At 33.0% G+C, this 16,868-nt stretch carries 17 protein-coding genes; 15 read left to right on the top strand and 2 right to left on the bottom strand.

Annotated features, from left to right (window positions below; genetic code table 11):
• The first annotated feature begins 45 nt into the window (after nt 1-45).
• The 4 genes from gmk to priA all read left to right on the top strand — a co-directional run bounded on the left by gmk (nt 46) and on the right by priA (nt 4,652).
• Nucleotides 46-669, top strand: a complete 624-nt coding sequence (gene gmk, locus HMPREF3265_RS02965; RefSeq protein ID WP_037552335.1) for a guanylate kinase — start codon at nt 46-48, stop codon at nt 667-669.
• Nucleotides 669-881, top strand: a complete 213-nt coding sequence (gene rpoZ, locus HMPREF3265_RS02960) for a DNA-directed RNA polymerase subunit omega (protein ID WP_037552333.1) — start codon at nt 669-671, stop codon at nt 879-881. The genes gmk and rpoZ overlap by 1 nt, the downstream gene beginning before the upstream one ends.
• A gap of 163 nt (nt 882-1,044) precedes the next feature.
• On the top strand, nt 1,045-2,244 hold the full coding sequence (gene coaBC / locus HMPREF3265_RS02955) for a bifunctional phosphopantothenoylcysteine decarboxylase/phosphopantothenate--cysteine ligase CoaBC (protein ID WP_070440692.1): 1,200 nt from the start codon (nt 1,045-1,047) through the stop codon (nt 2,242-2,244).
• Nucleotides 2,244-4,652 (top strand): primosomal protein N', encoded by a 2,409-nt coding sequence (gene priA / locus HMPREF3265_RS02950; protein ID WP_070485043.1) that lies wholly within the window; start codon nt 2,244-2,246, stop codon nt 4,650-4,652. The genes coaBC and priA overlap by 1 nt, the downstream gene beginning before the upstream one ends.
• 62 nt (nt 4,653-4,714) lie before the next feature.
• Here the strand turns inward: priA and HMPREF3265_RS02945 are convergent, their stop codons facing one another.
• On the bottom strand, nt 4,715-4,918 hold the full coding sequence (locus HMPREF3265_RS02945) for a TM2 domain-containing protein (protein ID WP_037537906.1): 204 nt from the start codon (nt 4,916-4,918) through the stop codon (nt 4,715-4,717).
• Nucleotides 4,919-5,095: 177 nt separating this feature from the next.
• On the opposite strand from HMPREF3265_RS02945, the gene HMPREF3265_RS02940 reads away from it, so the two are divergent.
• The 9 genes from HMPREF3265_RS02940 (at nt 5,096) to HMPREF3265_RS02900 (ending at nt 14,049) form a co-directional block, all read left to right on the top strand.
• Complete coding sequence (locus HMPREF3265_RS02940; protein WP_070440698.1) at nt 5,096-5,584, top strand: peptide deformylase; 489 nt, start codon at nt 5,096-5,098, stop codon at nt 5,582-5,584.
• Nucleotides 5,577-6,509: a methionyl-tRNA formyltransferase gene (gene fmt, locus HMPREF3265_RS02935; RefSeq protein WP_070485044.1), complete on the top strand. Its 933-nt coding sequence runs from the start codon at nt 5,577-5,579 to the stop codon at nt 6,507-6,509. Before HMPREF3265_RS02940 ends, fmt begins: the two co-directional genes overlap by 8 nt.
• On the top strand, nt 6,506-7,813 hold the full coding sequence (gene rsmB / locus HMPREF3265_RS02930; protein ID WP_070440701.1) for a 16S rRNA (cytosine(967)-C(5))-methyltransferase RsmB: 1,308 nt from the start codon (nt 6,506-6,508) through the stop codon (nt 7,811-7,813). Before fmt ends, rsmB begins: the two co-directional genes overlap by 4 nt.
• A 1-nt stretch (nt 7,814) precedes the next feature.
• Nucleotides 7,815-8,909, top strand: a complete 1,095-nt coding sequence (rlmN, locus tag HMPREF3265_RS02925; RefSeq protein WP_011275982.1) for a dual-specificity RNA methyltransferase RlmN — start codon at nt 7,815-7,817, stop codon at nt 8,907-8,909.
• A gap of 5 nt (nt 8,910-8,914) precedes the next feature.
• The gene (locus tag HMPREF3265_RS02920; protein ID WP_070440704.1) at nt 8,915-9,658 is read left to right on the top strand and encodes a Stp1/IreP family PP2C-type Ser/Thr phosphatase; all 744 of its coding nucleotides are present in this window, start codon (nt 8,915-8,917) and stop codon (nt 9,656-9,658) included.
• A complete protein-coding gene (pknB, locus tag HMPREF3265_RS02915; RefSeq protein ID WP_070860997.1) occupies nt 9,655-11,682 on the top strand; it encodes a Stk1 family PASTA domain-containing Ser/Thr kinase in 2,028 nt (675 codons plus the stop codon). Before HMPREF3265_RS02920 ends, pknB begins: the two co-directional genes overlap by 4 nt.
• Before the next feature lie 198 nt (nt 11,683-11,880).
• Nucleotides 11,881-12,756 carry a ribosome small subunit-dependent GTPase A gene (gene rsgA / locus HMPREF3265_RS02910; protein ID WP_070440710.1) on the top strand — a complete coding sequence of 292 codons (876 nt, stop codon included), beginning with the start codon at nt 11,881-11,883 and terminating at the stop codon, nt 12,754-12,756.
• Nucleotides 12,756-13,400, top strand: coding sequence for a ribulose-phosphate 3-epimerase (gene rpe / locus HMPREF3265_RS02905; protein WP_037552315.1), 645 nt, complete (start codon nt 12,756-12,758; stop codon nt 13,398-13,400). Before rsgA ends, rpe begins: the two co-directional genes overlap by 1 nt.
• 7 nt (nt 13,401-13,407) lie before the next feature.
• Nucleotides 13,408-14,049, top strand: a complete 642-nt coding sequence (locus HMPREF3265_RS02900; protein ID WP_070440714.1) for a thiamine diphosphokinase — start codon at nt 13,408-13,410, stop codon at nt 14,047-14,049.
• A 61-nt stretch (nt 14,050-14,110) separates the two neighbouring features.
• Here the strand turns inward: HMPREF3265_RS02900 and rpmB are convergent, their stop codons facing one another.
• A complete protein-coding gene (gene rpmB / locus HMPREF3265_RS02895; protein WP_011275976.1) occupies nt 14,111-14,299 on the bottom strand; it encodes a 50S ribosomal protein L28 in 189 nt (62 codons plus the stop codon).
• Nucleotides 14,300-14,567: 268 nt separating this feature from the next.
• On the opposite strand from rpmB, the gene HMPREF3265_RS02890 reads away from it, so the two are divergent.
• Both HMPREF3265_RS02890 and fakA read left to right on the top strand, forming a co-directional pair.
• Nucleotides 14,568-14,936, top strand: coding sequence for an Asp23/Gls24 family envelope stress response protein (locus HMPREF3265_RS02890; RefSeq protein ID WP_011275975.1), 369 nt, complete (start codon nt 14,568-14,570; stop codon nt 14,934-14,936).
• Nucleotides 14,937-14,956: 20 nt separating this feature from the next.
• On the top strand, nt 14,957-16,615 hold the full coding sequence (gene fakA, locus HMPREF3265_RS02885; protein WP_070440716.1) for a fatty acid kinase catalytic subunit FakA: 1,659 nt from the start codon (nt 14,957-14,959) through the stop codon (nt 16,613-16,615).
• Nucleotides 16,616-16,868 lie beyond the last annotated feature (253 nt).

Genomic DNA, 16,868 nt, shown 5'->3' with positions numbered 1-16,868 from the left:
ATTATATTTAAATAATAGAAGAATAGCTTAGAGAGGTCGTAAGGCATGGATAATGAAAAAGGATTACTAATTGTTCTTTCAGGTCCTTCAGGAGTAGGCAAAGGAACTGTTCGCAAAGAGATATTTGATGATCCAACTACATCATATAAGTACTCTATTTCAATGACGACACGAAATATGCGTGAAGGTGAAGTTGATGGTGTAGATTACTTTTTTAAGACGAAAGAAGAATTTGAAGCTTTAATTCAGGAAGATCAATTTATTGAATATGCTGAATACGTTGGAAATTACTATGGTACACCTGTTCAATATGTTAAGGATACGATGGCTGCTGGACATGATGTGTTCTTAGAAATTGAAGTAGAGGGTGCCAAACAAGTAAGAAAGAAATTTCCAGATGCATTATTTATCTTCCTTGCACCACCTAGCTTAGATCATTTGAAAGAGCGTTTAGTTGGACGTGGCACTGAATCAGACGAGAAGATACAATCCAGAGTAAATGAAGCACGTAAAGAAGTAGAGATGATGAATCTTTATGACTATGTTGTGGTAAACGATGAAGTCCATTTAGCGAAAAAACGTATTCAATCAATTGTTGAAGCAGAACACTTAAAACGCGAACGTGTTGAAGCTATATATAGAAAAATGTTATTGGAGGCCAAAAAATAATGTTAAACCCACCATTAAACCAGTTACAATCTAAAATTAATTCTAAATATTTAATTGCTACGACTGCAGCTAAGCGTGCACGTGAATTAGATGAAAGACCTGAAACTGCTTTATTAAGTGGATATCATTCAGCTAAACCTGTTGGTGAAGCGTTAGAAGAGATTGCTGGCGGTAAAATTACACCAGTAGTTTCTGATGAATTCACAATGTAAAAAAACGAATTAAATATAATTTTTCATATGCACATCTTATTGATTTAAGTATAACCACTTTTCAATAAGATGTGTCTTTTTAATTAAACGTTTAATTTGTGTATAATAAATTTAATATAAATAATGATTAATAATCGAGATAGTAAAAGGGAGAAATACGATTATGAAACACATTTTACTAGCTGTTACAGGTGGTATTGCAGCATATAAAGCAATAGATTTAACGAGCAAATTAACACAAGCCGGTTATGATGTACGCGTGATGTTATCAGAACATGCTCAAGAATTTGTTACTCCACTAGCTTTCCAAGCTATTAGTAGAAATCCAGTATATACTAATACGTTTAAGGAAGAGAATCCACAAGAAATTCAACATATCGCACTAGGCGATTGGGCAGATGCGATTGTAGTTGCCCCAGCTACTGCCAATGTGATAGCTAAATTAAGTGTGGGAATAGCAGATGATATTTTGACATCAACCTTGATAGCTACTGAGACGCCAAAGTTTATTGCCCCAGCAATGAATGTACATATGTATGAAAACAACCGCACGCAACATAATATTAACGTTTTAATGCAAGATGGATATCACTTTATTGAACCTGGGGATGGTTATTTAGCATGTGGTTATGTTGCTAAAGGACGAATGGAAGAACCTTTGCAGATTGTCAAAGTCCTGAATGATTTTTTTAATTCTCAAAAGGTAAAAGAAGAGAGTTCATTTAAAGGTAAACATGCGTTAGTGACAGCTGGACCAACTGTCGAGGTGATTGACCCAGTTCGTTTTGTATCAAATCGTTCTTCTGGAAAAATGGGTTACGCTTTAGCTGAGGCGTTAAGAAATAGAGGTGCCCACGTTACATTAGTAACTGGACCAACACAACTAACTGATCCGATTGATATAGATGTTGTTCATATTGAAAGTGCAGAGGAAATGTTTGAAGCGGTGACGACACGTTTTGATAAACAAGATATGGTTATTAAAGCAGCAGCTGTTTCAGATTATACGCCAATGGAAGTATTAGATCATAAAATGAAAAAGCAAGATGGCGCTTTAGCTGTGACGTTTAAACGTACTAAAGATATTCTTAAATATTTAGGTGAACATAAAGGACAACAATACTTAGTTGGGTTCGCTGCTGAAACGCAAAATATAGAAGCATATGCACAAGATAAGTTAAAACGAAAAAATGCAGATGTCATTATTTCAAATAATGTAGGTGACAAGACGATTGGTTTTAAATCAGATGATAATGAATTGACAATGCATTTTAAAAATAAAGAAATGATTAATATTAAGAGAGGCAAAAAAGTTCAATTAGCTGAACAAATTTTAGATGAATTAGAAACTAGGTGGCAATAATGATTGCAAAGGTAATAGTAGATATTCCTTCTAAGAGCGTTGACTTCAAATTTGATTATCTTATACCCAAAAATTTAGAAGTGTTTATTCAAGTTGGCGTCAGAGTTGTAGTTCCATTCGGTCCTCGTACAATTCAAGGATACGTAATGAATATTGAAACCGAACCAAGTGATGATATTAATCTTGAAAAACTTAAAGAAATCAGAGTAGTTCAAGATATAAAGCCTGAATTAACTTCTGAATTAATTCAATTAAGTGAATGGATTAGCCATTATCATGTATCAAAAAGTATTTCTGTATTAGAGGTCATGTTACCGAGTGCTATCAAAGCTAAATATACTAAAGTCTTTGAAGTTGTGAAACATAATGATATGGATGAGCAGTTGCTAAAATTTTTTGATTCCGACGGTCAATATAAGTATAAAGATGCTCAAAAAAATGACCATCTTCCTATTTTAAATAAACTCTTAAAGGCTGGGACTGTAAAAGAAGTAACCCTATTATCTCAAAATATTAAAAAGAAAACACAGAAAGCTGTACGTATTATAGATGGATATCATCCAGATGAAGTCCTTGCTGAACTTGAGAAAAAAATCAAACAATATGATGTATATGCTTACCTTCTAGATGAGCGCCATAAAACTGTCTTTTTAAAAGATATGGAAGAAATGGGTTTTTCTAAATCAAGTATTGACGGATTAGTTAAAAAAGGTTTTATCGAAAAATATAATGCTGAAGTAGAGCGTGATCCTTTTGCTAATCGAGTGTTTGAACAAGAAGAGAAACGAGAACTGACTTCAGAACAACGTATTGCTTATGAAAATATTAAAGAGAAAATTAATAATAGTGAACAACGAACATTCTTACTACATGGCGTGACAGGTTCAGGTAAAACTGAAGTTTACTTGCAAACTATTGAAGAAGTACTTAATAAAGGTAAAGAAGCAATGATGTTAGTCCCTGAAATTGCATTAACACCTCAAATGGTTTTACGATTTAAGCGTCGTTTTGGTGATGATGTAGCAGTATTACATTCTGGCTTATCTAATGGTGAACGGTATGATGAATGGCAAAAGATTAGAGATGGTAGAGCCCGTGTTAGTGTTGGAGCTCGTTCAAGTATTTTTGCCCCTTTTAAAAATTTAGGAATTATCATTATAGATGAAGAGCATGAATCAACGTATAAACAAGAGGATTATCCCCGTTATCACGCGAGAGATATTGCTGAATGGAGAAGTCAATTTCATCAATGTCCTCTAGTCTTAGGAAGTGCAACACCAAGTTTAGAATCATATGCGCGCGCTGAAAAAGGTGTGTATCAGCTACTAACGTTACCTACAAGGGTTAATCAACAGGCTTTACCTTCAATAGATATTGTTGACATGCGAGAAGAATTAAGCGCTGGCAATCGTTCGATGTTTTCTATTGAATTACGAGAGGCTATTGAAGAACGATTACGTAAAAATGAGCAAATCGTATTATTTCTTAATCGTCGAGGATATGCATCATTTATGTTATGTCGAGATTGTGGTTATGTACCACAATGTCCACACTGTGATATCTCATTAACCTATCATAAGTCTACGGACCAATTAAAATGTCATTATTGTGGTTATCATGAGATGGCTCCGAATAAGTGTCCTAATTGTGAGAGTTCGCATATACGTCAAGTAGGGACTGGTACACAACGCGTAGAAGAAATCTTGCAACAAGAATTTGAAGAAGCGCGTATTATACGAATGGATGTTGACACAACTTCTAGAAAAGGTGCTCACGAGAAATTACTTACTGAATTTGAAGAAGGTAAGGGCGATATTTTATTAGGCACACAAATGATTGCAAAAGGGTTGGACTATCCCAATATTACACTAGTAGGTGTTTTGAACGCAGATACAATGTTAAATCTACCTGATTTCCGTGCTAGTGAACGAACGTATCAACTATTAACGCAGGTAGCTGGAAGAGCGGGTCGTCATGATAAACCGGGTAGAGTTATTATTCAAACATACAATCCAGAACACTATGCTATTGAAGATGTTCAAAAGAACGATTATCTAACCTTTTATCAAAAAGAGATGGAATTCAGAAAGATAGGTAAATACCCACCATACTATTTCTTAATTAATTTTACGATATCTCATAAAAATATGAAAAAAGTGATGGAGGCCTCTAAACATATTCATCAAATTTTATTACAACATCTAACGGATCGCGCGTTAGTTTTAGGGCCATCTCCAGCAGCCATCGCACGAATTAACAATGAACATCGTTTTCAAATTTTAGTTAAATATAAGAGCGAACCAGAATTACTGAAAGCACTTCAATTTTTAGATGATTATTATCATGAAGCTTATTTAAAGGATAAGCTAGCATTAAAAATAGACATTAATCCGCAAATATTAATGTAAAAAATAAGAGTTACGCAATTATTAAGGATGGATTACTAAATTGCGTAACTCTTTTACTTTAATTACATTACAACATTTCCGTTTTCATCAGCTGGTCTTAATAAAGTTAAGACGCCACTTATAATTGCAATAATGTGTGGAATTCCTGTCCAGAAAAAGGCCAAGTGTAAAAGTCCTGACATTGTTTTACCTGCATAAAATTTATGAACGCCGAAACCGCCTAAAAAGAATGCGAGCACAATGTATATAATTTTATTTACTTCCATATTCACACCTCCACTGTTAAATATTGTATTTATTGGTATCTTTAATATATATTTTAAAGGTATAGAAAATAAAAGCAATTAAAACAGATTGAAGTGCCTAAATTTAAGACTAAGGTCGCATTTCAAAGTGAATTAAGTTATAATAATATGATGAATTTTTCAAGAGGAGCATATTTAATGGCGATACAAAAATTAGTCCAGTCAACGCATCCTGTATTAACTAAACAAGCACAACCTATTAAAGCGTATGATGCTACATTAAAAGATTTATTATTAGATTTGGAAGACACATTATATGCAAAAGAGGCCTCAGCTTTATGTGCGCCTCAAATCGGCATAAGTAAACAAGTAGCTATCATTGATATGGAATTTGAAGGATTATTGCAACTAATCAATCCTAAAATTAAATCAGAATCTAATGATAAAATAATCGATCTTGAAGGATCTGTAAATTTACCGGGTATATATGGAGAAGTCGAACGTAGTAAAATGATTACAATTGAAGCGAATGATTTAGAAGGTAATACGATTGAACTAACTGCATATGACGATGTAGCTAGAATGATACTGCATATAATCGATCAAATGAATGGTATACCATTTACAAAACGTGCACAGCATTTATTAACTGATGAAGAAGTGGAGGCGTATTTTGAAAATGACTAAAGTGATATTTATGGGGACACCTGATTTTTCAACTAAAGTATTGGAAATGTTAATCGAAGAGCATGACGTCATAGCAGTCGTGACTCAACCCGACAGACCAGTTGGGCGTAAACGGGTATTAACGCCACCACCTGTTAAACAAGTGGCTGAAGAACACAATTTACTTGTGCTTCAACCAGAAAAATTAATTCAATCTGATGAATTGGAGCAACTATTACAGTTAGAGCCCGATTTAATCGTTACTGCAGCTTTCGGACAGTTATTGCCTGAACAGTTATTACAATTACCTAAGTTAGGTGCAATTAATGTTCATGCATCATTATTACCAAAGTATCGCGGTGGCGCACCAATACATCAAGCGATAATAGATGGTGAAGCTCAAACAGGAATCACAATCATGTATATGGTTAAAAAGCTAGATGCAGGAAATATTATTTCACAAAAAGCTATTAATATTGAAGATAATGACGATGTAGGTACGATGCATGATAAGCTTAGTGTACTCGGTGCTAAACTACTAAAAGAAACGCTACCTTCAATTGTAAATCGCACGAATGATAGTATTGCACAAGATGATGCACAAGCAACATTCGCTTCAAATATTAGCAGAGAAGATGAAAGAATTGATTGGACTATGAATGCAAAAGATATTCATAATCATATTCGTGGCTTATCACCATGGCCAGTTGGCTATACAACTATGGATGATACAAATTTAAAATTATATGCAGCACATATCGTCAGTAATAAAAATGGTCAACCTGGTGAGATCATAGAGACGACTAAAAAGTCAATTGTTGTTGCTACAGGATCAGATGATGCAATTGCTTTAACAGATATTCAATTAGCTGGCAAGAAACGTATGCTGGCATCAAATTATTTAAGCGGTGTACAAGAATCGCTAGTTGGGAAAATATTAAAATGACACAATCAGTGAGAGAATTAGCGTTTCAAACAATTCAAGAAATATTTAATGACTATGCATACAGTAATCTGAGAATCAATGAAGTTTTATCTGCTGGTAATGTTTCTAATATCGATAAACCTTTATATACTGAACTCGTATATGGGACAGTAAAGAGAAAATTGACATTGGATTTCTATCTTAGACCTTTTGTGAAGACTAAAATAAAAAGTTGGGTCAGACAACTGTTATGGATGAGTTTATATCAATATATTTATCTAGATAAAGTACCGAATCATGCCATTATCAACGAAGCAGTAAATATTGCAAAGCATCGTGGGGGGCCTCATAACGGTAATGTTGTAAACGCAATATTGAGAACAATCTTTAGAAGTGAATTGCCAAGTTTAGAATCTATTAAGAATGATAAGCAGCGTATGGCCATTGAATATAGTATTCCAAAGTGGATTATTGAACATTGGATTACGCACTATGGTGTTGAAACGACACGAAAGATTGCATCATCATTTTTTGATCAAACTGCGGGTACAGTACGTGTTAATACAAGTAAAAATAAAGTTGAAGACGTTGTGTCAAGTTTGCAAGGTGAAGGATATGAAGTTAAAGTCGATGAATTGATTCCATATTGTTTACATCTAAAAGGGCTTCCAATTATTGAATCTTTAAACTTTAAGAATGGTAATATTTCTATTCAAGATAAAAGCTCAATGTTTGTAGGATATTTGATGGATGTTAAAGAAAATGATGTTATTTTAGATGCTTGTAGTGCACCTGGAGGTAAAGCGTGTCACATAGCTGAGTTATTGGCGCCAAGTGGTCACGTGGATGCTACAGATATCCATAAGCATAAAATTGGTTTAATAAAAGAAAATGTTGTAAAGTTACAACTTAATAACATTAAAGCTTTTGATCATGATGCAACAAAACCTTACAAAGATGTATATGACAAAATTCTCGTCGATGCACCGTGTAGTGGTTTAGGTGTGCTTAGACACAAGCCAGAAATTAAATATGTTCAAACGCAACAAGATATTCAAGACTTAGTTGAATTACAGTTAGAGATATTAGACAATGTGAAAGATAACTTGAAACCTGGTGGTACACTAGTTTATTCAACATGCACTATTGAACAACTTGAAAATGAAAATGTTATTTATACATTTTTAAAAAATAATAAAGACTTCGAATTTGAACTTATGACTCACCCAGTTACCGGTGAACAAGTGAAGACAATACAAATTCTACCCCAAGATTTTAATTCGGATGGCTTTTTCATCACTAAAATAAAAAGAAAGGAAAGTTAAGATGATAACTACTGAAAAAAAGAAGAAAAATAAATTCTTGCCTGATTTTGAAAAACAGTCGATTTACTCATTAAGATATGATGAAATGCAAGAATGGTTAGTAGAACACGGCCAACAAAAATTTAGAGCCAAACAAATATTTGAATGGTTATATCAAAAGCGCGTAGATAGCATTGATGACATGACAAATTTATCCAAAGATTTGCGTCAAGTTTTAAAAGATAATTTTGCAATGACAACTTTAACTACTGTTGTTAAACAAGAAAGTAAAGATGGAACAATTAAATTCCTATTTGAACTACAAGATGGCTATACTATTGAAACCGTATTAATGCGACATGACTATGGAAATTCAGTTTGTGTGACAACTCAAGTTGGTTGTCGTATCGGTTGTACATTCTGTGCCTCAACATTAGGAGGCTTAAAACGTAATTTAGAAGCAGGAGAAATTGTTTCACAAGTCTTAACAGTTCAAAAAGCATTAGATGCAACTGATGAACGTGTATCCCAAATTGTTATAATGGGTATTGGTGAACCTTTTGAGAATTATGATGAAATGATGGATTTCTTACGTATTGTTAATGATGACAACAGTTTAAACATCGGTGCACGCCATATTACAGTTTCAACATCAGGTATTATTCCACGTATTTATGATTTTGCCGAAGAAGACATTCAAATTAACTTTGCCGTAAGTTTGCATGCAGCTAAAGATGAAATTCGATCTAAATTAATGCCGATTAACAGAGCATATCATGTAGATAAATTAATGGAAGCAATCAAATATTATCAAGAAAAAACAAATCGCCGTGTGACATTTGAATATGGATTGTTCGGTGGCGTAAATGATCAACTAGAGCACGCACGTGATTTAGCACATCTTATTAAAGATTTGAATTGTCATGTTAACTTAATCCCAGTTAATCATGTTCCAGAACGAAATTACGTCAAAACACCTAAAGACGATATTTTTAAATTTGAAAAAGAACTAAAACGATTAGGTATTAATGCTACAATTAGAAGAGAACAAGGATCAGATATTGACGCAGCATGTGGACAATTAAGAGCGAAGGAACGACAAGTAGAAACGAGGTAATCACAATGCTAAACGCACAATTTTTCACAGATACTGGACAACATAGAAATAAAAATGAAGATGCAGGAGGTATTTTTTATAACCAAACCCAACAACAGTTATTAGTATTATGTGATGGTATGGGTGGTCATAAAGCGGGGGAAATTGCAAGTCAGTTTGTTACTTATGAACTTCAAAAACGTTTTGAAGATGAGAATTTTATAGAGTATGAACAAGCCGAAACTTGGTTGCGTTTTAATTTAAAAGAGATTAATCGTGAACTATTTGAATATGCTCAAACTAATGAAGAATACAAAGGTATGGGTACAACATGCGTTTGTGCCCTTGTATTTGATAAACAATTGGTAGTGGCCAATATAGGGGATTCTAGAGCCTATCTAATTAACTCTAGAGAAATTGAACAAATTACTTATGATCATTCGTTTGTAAATCATTTAGTAATGACAGGTCAAATAACTGAAGAAGAAGCTTTTACACACCCGCAACGTAATATTATTACTAAAGTAATGGGGACAGATAAACGAGTGAGTCCAGATATATTTACAAAACGTTTTAATCATTATGACTTTATAATGTTAAATTCTGATGGCTTAACGGACTATGTTAGAGGTGAAATTATTCATGAGTCTTTCAATGAATCATTATCATTAGAAGAACATGGGGAGCAACTAATTCAATTAGCATTAAATCATGATTCAAAAGATAACATCAGTGTCTTAATAGCAGCTATTGAAGGTGATCATCTATGATTGGAAAGATAGTTAGTGAACGTTACAAAATAGTAGATAAGCTTGGTGGCGGGGGTATGAGTACCGTTTACTTAGCAGAAGATACCATTTTAAATCGTGAAGTAGCGATTAAAGCAATCTCTATTCCTCAGAATGAAAAAGAAGAAACGATGAAGCGTTTCGAACGTGAAGTTAACAATGCGACACAACTTTCACATGAAAATATTGTTGAAGTATATGATGTTCAAGAAGATGAAGAGTTCTTCTTTCTAATTATGGAATATATAGATGGACCTACCTTATCAGAATACATACATAGCCATGGACCTTTAAGTGTAGATACAGCTATTGATTTCACGAATCAGATTTTAAAAGGTGTGGCTCAAGCACATGAAAAACTTATCATACATAGAGATATAAAACCTCAGAACATTTTAATTGATAAGAATAAAACATTAAAAATTTTTGACTTTGGAATTGCAAAAGCGTTAAGTGAAACATCTATGACACAGACGAATCATGTATTAGGTACAGTTCAGTATCTCTCACCAGAACAAGCTAAAGGTGAAACTACGAATGAAGCAACTGATATCTATTCCATTGGTATTGTTCTTTACGAAATGTTAGTTGGTGAACCGCCTTTTAATGGTGAGACAGCCGTTAGTATCGCAATAAAACATATTCAAGATTCAATTCCAAATGTAACGGAGTTAAGATCTGAAATACCTCAATCACTTAGTAATGTCGTACTTAAAGCAACGGAGAAGAAAACCTCTGATCGCTATCAAAGTGTTAAAGATATGAAAGAAGATTTAAGTAGTGTGCTTGTCTCTAGTCGTGCTAATGAAAAGAAGCATTCTATTGAAGAAGATGAGACAAATACAGTATCGATTGATAGACAAGATATTAAAAGTAAAATAAAAGAAGAAAGTGAACAAAAACAAATTGCACAAACGATGCAAATACCGATTGTTAATGAGCATCATTTTCAAACTAGCGAAGCACAAATCTATGAACCACCTAAGAAAAAACGTTCAAAAAAGAAGAAATTCGCTATTGTGCTTATTTTACTTTTATTAGTCGCAAGTTTATTTGGTTTTATAGCGATGGGCATGTTTGGTAGTAAATATGCGGAAATGCCTAATCTTAAAGGTAAAACTGAAAAAGAAGCGGAAAAAATTCTGCGACAATCTCATTTAGAAATTGGTAATATCTCTAGAGATTACAGTGATGATTATCCGGAAAATAAAATAATAAAGACTAAACCAAAACAAGGTGAAAGAGTTAATCAGCATGAAAAAGTAGATATTGTGCTTTCAAAAGGGCCCGAACGTGCTAAAATGCCTAATGTTATGGGCATGAAAAAAGCAGATGCATTAGATAAATTGAAACAATCTAAACTTGATCATGTGACAGTCAATCAAGAATATAATAATCAGGTACCTAAAGGTGCTATAGCTAAGCAAAGTGTTAATCCTGATAGTTATGTTCGCATAAACGATCATCAAATTACTTTAACCGAATCATTAGGTGTTAAAAAGGTATATGTTAAAAATTATGAAAATAAAAATTATCAAACTGCAAAGAAAGAACTTGAAAAAAGTGGTCTGAAAGTACAAATGACAACAGAATCAAGTAATAATGTTAAAAAGGATAATATTATTTCACAAAGCCCTAAAAATACAGAGGTTGAAGAGGGAAGTACAGTACAATTCATTGTTTCAAAAGGAAAAGCATCTTCAAAAGATGAAGACAAAGATTCAGAGAAATCTAAATCTTCTAGTGAAGACAAGTCTGATGATAAACAAAAAGTTAAGAATTATACAGAAACATATCACATCCCATATACGGGAGATGACGAAAGTCAAAAAGTTCAAGTTTACATTAGAGATAAGGACAATAGTGGCACATCTGCTAGCCAAACGTTTAGTATAAAAGATGACAAAACGATAACGATTCCGTTTAAAATTGAGCAAGGCTCAGACGCGGGCTATACGATCAGAGTTGATGGCGATGTAATTGCAGATAAAGATATAGAATATTAAATTTAACCCTTTTAGTGAATGGAATAATGCACATTCGCTAAAAGGGTTTCTTCATGAAAAATATATCGTAAAATTATTATGTAAACTAAAAAATAAATATATTATGATAAATCATCTCTTCAATTCACTTCTGAATATAATAATCTTCAAGCATTTGCTATAATAATTTAATATAAATAATGATTAAGAGGTGTCATTTTGGAAACTGGACGAATTATCAAACTAATTAGTGGTGTCTATCAAGTCGATGTTGATGGAACTTTATATGATACTAAACCACGCGGTCTTTTCAGAAAGAAGAAATTTTCACCAATTGTGGGGGATATCGTTGATTTTGAAATTCAAAACACAAGTGAGGGCTATATTCATCACGTTCACGAGCGTCATAATGAATTGAAACGACCACCAGTTAGTAATATTGATGGCTTAATCATCGTGATGAGCGCTGTAGAACCAGATTTTTCAACGCAATTGTTAGATCGCTTCTTGGTTATAGCGCATTCGTATAATTTAGAGCCGAGTATTCTAGTGACTAAAAAGGATTTAGCCTCTGAAAATGAAATTGAACAAATTAATGCGTGGTTAAAAATTTATAAAGAAATTGGTTACAATACGCAATTTGTAGGTAAGCATACGAATCAACAAGAAGTTGTGGCTACATGGCCTAAAGGGCTCATTGTATTAAGTGGTCAATCAGGTGTAGGTAAATCAACGTTTATCAATGCGTTTAAACCAGAACTAAATTTAGAAACTAATCATATCTCTAAGTCGCTTAATCGTGGTAAACATACAACTAGACATGTAGAGTTGTATGAAAGAGAATCTGGTTTTATCGCAGATACACCTGGATTTAGTGCGCTAGATTTCGATCATATTGATAAAGATGAATTGAAGCATTATTTTATAGAAATGAATCGCTTTGGTGAGGAATGTAAATTTCGAAATTGCAACCACATTAAGGAACCAAAGTGTCATGTCAAACAGCAATTAGAAAATGGTTATTTAGCACAATTTCGCTATGATCACTATATTCAATTATATAATGAAATTTCAAATAGAAAGGTCAGATATTAATGAAGAAAATCTACCCATCACTTTTATCAGCCGATTTTTTAAATTTAGAGAATGAAATTAAAGCTTTAGAAGAAGCACAAATTGATGGTCTGCACTTTGATGTAATGGATGGTCAATTTGTACCTAATATTTCTATTGGTATTCCTATTCTTGATTCAGTTAGAGCAATTACTCAATTACCGATTGATGTTCACTTAATGATCGAACAACCTGAACAATATATTAATACCTTTGCTGAACACGGTGCTGACATGATATCAATACATGTAGAGGCTACACAGCATATTCATAGAGCATTACAAATGATAAAAAATGCCGGAAAGAAGGCTGGCGTTGTAATTAATCCTGGTACACCAGTTGAGTCATTATTGCCAGTACTTGAAATTGTTGATTTTGTACTTGTTATGACTGTAAATCCAGGATTTGGTGGTCAATCATTTATAGAAGCATGTGCAGCAAAAGTGAAAATCTTAAGAGATTTAAGACAATCATTAAATTTAAATTTTAATATCGAAGTTGATGGTGGTATCAACAATGAAACTATTAAAATATGTGCTGATAATGGGGCAGATATGTTTGTTACCGGTTCTTATTTCTTTAAACAGAAAGATTATGGTAAGGTAACACAATTATTGAAAGGCTGATATTGATATGCGAATCAATTTATTATGTAGTGACCGTCATTTGCCATCAGATGTATTAACCGCATTGAAGAAGGACCGCTGGGGCGGGATTGATAGAGGTGCACTTATTCTAATAAATCATTCTATTATTCCAGTTTTCTCAGTTGGAGATTTTGATTCTGTTTCAGAAGAAGAACGTCATCAATTGAAACACGAATTAAATATCAAACCAGTTAAGGCTGAAAAAGATGATACTGATTTGGCATTAGGTGTAGAGGAAGCTGTTAATAGAGGATTTACAGAAATACATATTTATGGCGCAACAGGTGGTAGATTAGATCATTTTATGGGTGTTTTACAAATACTACAAAAGCCAAAATATGTAGAACAAAACATCGTAATTATTGTTGAAGATCTACAAAATGAAATTAAGTTATTGAAGAAAGGTAGTCATGAAATTCATAAATTACAAAATTATCCATATGTTTCATTTATTCCAGTTAGTGATATGGTTGCTTTGTCATTAGTTGGATTTAAATACAATTTGAATCATCAACCTCTTGAAAAAGGATCTACACTTACATTATCGAATGAGGTTAAAGAGAAAATTGCACAAATCGAAGTACATGATGGACAAGTCTTACAAATTAGAAGTAGAGATGCAAATTAAAATTAAGCATAAAAAAATGCCTTCACCACATATGAAGGCATTTTTTAGTGCATTATATTTATTAAACTCTAGTAACTTTACCAGATTTTAAAGCACGAGCAGAAACCCAAACTTTTTTAGGTTTTCCGTCAACTAAAATTCTAACTTTTTGAAGGTTAGCATTAAATCTGCGTTTATTCGCATTTAAAGCGTGTGAACGATTATTACCAGTCGATGCTTTACGACCTGTTACGTAACATTGTTTACCCATCAAAGTACCTCCTTTAATAAATATAAATACACTTGACTACTTATATACTTCAATAAGATACCATATATAAAATTTTAAAGCAACGAAATTAAAGGCGTTTTCTTTAAAAATGTTTTGAAATTTATAATTTATGGTATAATTGTAAGCTGAGGAGTTATGTAATATATTTAAGTAAGTTATTAAGACTTATTTATGGAAGAATCGGTTATTTTCAATTATGAATTTAATTGTAAGTCATTTTTAAACAAATTTCAGGAGGAATATAAAGATGACAATAGAAATCTCAAATGATTATGGTAAAATCGATATCTCAAATGAAGTCATTGCTTCTGTAGTAGGCAGCAAAGCTGTTGAAAGCTATGGTATTGTAGGTATGGCATCAAGACAACAAGTTAGAGATGGCATTGCCGAAATTTTAGGACATGAAAATTATGCTAGAGGCATTGAAGTAAAAGAAAACAATGGTGTCATTGATATAGATATGTATATTATTGTAAGCTATGGTGTAAAAATTTCAGAAGTAGCAAACAACGTACAATCATCAGTAAAATATACACTTGAAAACTCACTAAATGTTAAAGTGAATTCAATTAATATATTTGTACAAGGTGTAAGACTTAATAATAAGGGCAAGTAGGTATAGGAGGACTTAGCAGGATGATTAGCAAAATTAATGGTAAATTATTTGCCGATATGATAATACAAGGGGCACAAAATTTATCTAATAATGCAGATTTAGTGGATTCTTTAAATGTATACCCTGTGCCAGATGGCGACACAGGAACGAATATGAATCTTACAATTACTTCTGGACGTGAAGAAGTTGAAAATAATTTATCTCAAAGCATTGGTGAATTAGGGAAGACATTCTCTAAAGGATTACTTATGGGTGCTCGTGGCAACTCAGGTGTTATTCTATCTCAATTATTTAGAGGTTTCTGTAAAAATATCGAAACTGAAAATGAAATAAATGCGCAACAACTTGCAAGTAGTTTTCAAGCGGGAGTTGATACAGCTTATAAAGCAGTGATGAAACCGGTTGAAGGTACGATCTTAACTGTTGCTAAAGATGCTGCAAAAGCTGCGGTTAATAAAGCCGAAGAAACAGATGATTGCGTTGAAGTTATGGAATATACAATTGCGGAAGCTGAAAAATCATTAAATAATACGCCAAATCTACTTGCCGTATTAAAAGAAGTTGGTGTAGTAGATAGTGGCGGTAAAGGATTACTATGTGTGTATGAAGGCTTCTTAAAAGGATTGACAGGTCAAACTATTGAAGCTAAAAAAGAAAAGTTAAACACAGAAGAATTAGTACATGAAGAACATGATTTCCACGGTGTGATAAATACTGAAGATATTAAATACGGCTATTGTACTGAAATGATGGTTCGCTTTGGAAAAGATAAAAGAGCATTTGATGAACAAACATTTAGAACAGATATGAGTCAATTCGGTGATTCTTTACTTGTGATTAATGATGATGAAATTGTTAAAGTGCACGTACATACTGAAACGCCTGGTGAAGTGTTCAACTATGGTCAAGAGTATGGTGAACTTATTAAATTAAAAGTTGAAAATATGCGTGAACAACATCGTGAAGTGATTAGAAAAGAGAAACTAAATCATCATTCTGAACAGCAAGAAGAATCAAAAACAGTTGAGACTGCGATTATCGCGATTTCAATGGGTGATGGTATTTCTGAATTGTTTACATCTATGGGTGCGACACATATCATAAGTGGTGGGCAAACAATGAATCCTTCAACAGAAGATATTGTGAAAGTAATTGAGCAATCGCAATGCAAACGCGCTATTATTCTACCGAATAATAAAAATATTAGAATGTCGAGTGATCAAGCTGCAACTTTAGTTGAAGCGGATACAGTTGTTATACCTACAACATCAATTCCACAAGGTATTGCGGCATTGTTCCAATACGATCCTTCATCATCACTTGAAGATAATCACTCTCATATGACAACAGCATTAGAATCAGTGAAATCTGGTTCAGTAACATTTGCTGTTCGTGACACTAAAATTGATGGTGTAGAAATTAAAAAAGGCGAATTCATGGGATTGTCAGAAAGCAAAATTGTTACAAGCAATGATGATGAATTTGCTACAGTCACTGGTTTGCTTAAAGCTATGCTTAACGAAGATAGTGAAATTTTAACTATCATTGCTGGTGAGGATGCAAATGATGAAATCTCTGACAAATTAGTAGAATGGGTTGAAAGTGAATACCCAGATGTTGAAGTAGAAGAACATAATGGTGGGCAACCGATTTATCAATATTTATTCTCAGTTGAATAACTAATTACTAAAATAGCTATGAAGTAATCTATGACTATAGAATGCTTCATAGCTATTTTTTATGTTTGAATACAAAAATGGCGCAATTACCTCTATAATTATTAGCTACCAAACAAAATAAAAAAGAAAGGTAATGCGCCTATGTGTAAGTCTATATTAAATACATTAAGAATTAAAGATAAAAATCTAAAATTTTCAGATGAAGTGATTGAGAAAAAAACAAAGGACGAATGAGCTTGTTTTACTATGCCGA

The sequence above is a fragment of the Staphylococcus sp. HMSC62B09 genome (assembly GCF_001839115.1).
GTDB lineage: Bacteria > Bacillota > Bacilli > Staphylococcales > Staphylococcaceae > Staphylococcus > Staphylococcus haemolyticus.
This window is presented reverse-complemented; position numbering and strand designations above follow the sequence as displayed.

What these genes read in the sequence shown, in the direction of transcription:
- rlmN (WP_011275982.1), top strand. Translation starts at nt 7,815, where the DNA reads ATGATAACTACTGAAAAAAAGAAGAAAAATAAATTCTTGCCTGATTTT.
- fmt (WP_070485044.1), top strand. Translation starts at nt 5,577, where the DNA reads ATGACTAAAGTGATATTTATGGGGACACCTGATTTTTCAACTAAAGTA.
- fakA (WP_070440716.1), top strand. Translation starts at nt 14,957, where the DNA reads ATGATTAGCAAAATTAATGGTAAATTATTTGCCGATATGATAATACAA.
- rpe (WP_037552315.1), top strand. Translation starts at nt 12,756, where the DNA reads ATGAAGAAAATCTACCCATCACTTTTATCAGCCGATTTTTTAAATTTA.
- gmk (WP_037552335.1), top strand. Translation starts at nt 46, where the DNA reads ATGGATAATGAAAAAGGATTACTAATTGTTCTTTCAGGTCCTTCAGGA.
- HMPREF3265_RS02945 (WP_037537906.1), bottom strand. Translation starts at nt 4,918, where the DNA reads ATGGAAGTAAATAAAATTATATACATTGTGCTCGCATTCTTTTTAGGC.
- coaBC (WP_070440692.1), top strand. Translation starts at nt 1,045, where the DNA reads ATGAAACACATTTTACTAGCTGTTACAGGTGGTATTGCAGCATATAAA.
- HMPREF3265_RS02920 (WP_070440704.1), top strand. Translation starts at nt 8,915, where the DNA reads ATGCTAAACGCACAATTTTTCACAGATACTGGACAACATAGAAATAAA.
- rpoZ (WP_037552333.1), top strand. Translation starts at nt 669, where the DNA reads ATGTTAAACCCACCATTAAACCAGTTACAATCTAAAATTAATTCTAAA.
- rsmB (WP_070440701.1), top strand. Translation starts at nt 6,506, where the DNA reads ATGACACAATCAGTGAGAGAATTAGCGTTTCAAACAATTCAAGAAATA.
- HMPREF3265_RS02890 (WP_011275975.1), top strand. Translation starts at nt 14,568, where the DNA reads ATGACAATAGAAATCTCAAATGATTATGGTAAAATCGATATCTCAAAT.
- HMPREF3265_RS02900 (WP_070440714.1), top strand. Translation starts at nt 13,408, where the DNA reads ATGCGAATCAATTTATTATGTAGTGACCGTCATTTGCCATCAGATGTA.
- rpmB (WP_011275976.1), bottom strand. Translation starts at nt 14,299, where the DNA reads ATGGGTAAACAATGTTACGTAACAGGTCGTAAAGCATCGACTGGTAAT.
- pknB (WP_070860997.1), top strand. Translation starts at nt 9,655, where the DNA reads ATGATTGGAAAGATAGTTAGTGAACGTTACAAAATAGTAGATAAGCTT.
- priA (WP_070485043.1), top strand. Translation starts at nt 2,244, where the DNA reads ATGATTGCAAAGGTAATAGTAGATATTCCTTCTAAGAGCGTTGACTTC.
- HMPREF3265_RS02940 (WP_070440698.1), top strand. Translation starts at nt 5,096, where the DNA reads ATGGCGATACAAAAATTAGTCCAGTCAACGCATCCTGTATTAACTAAA.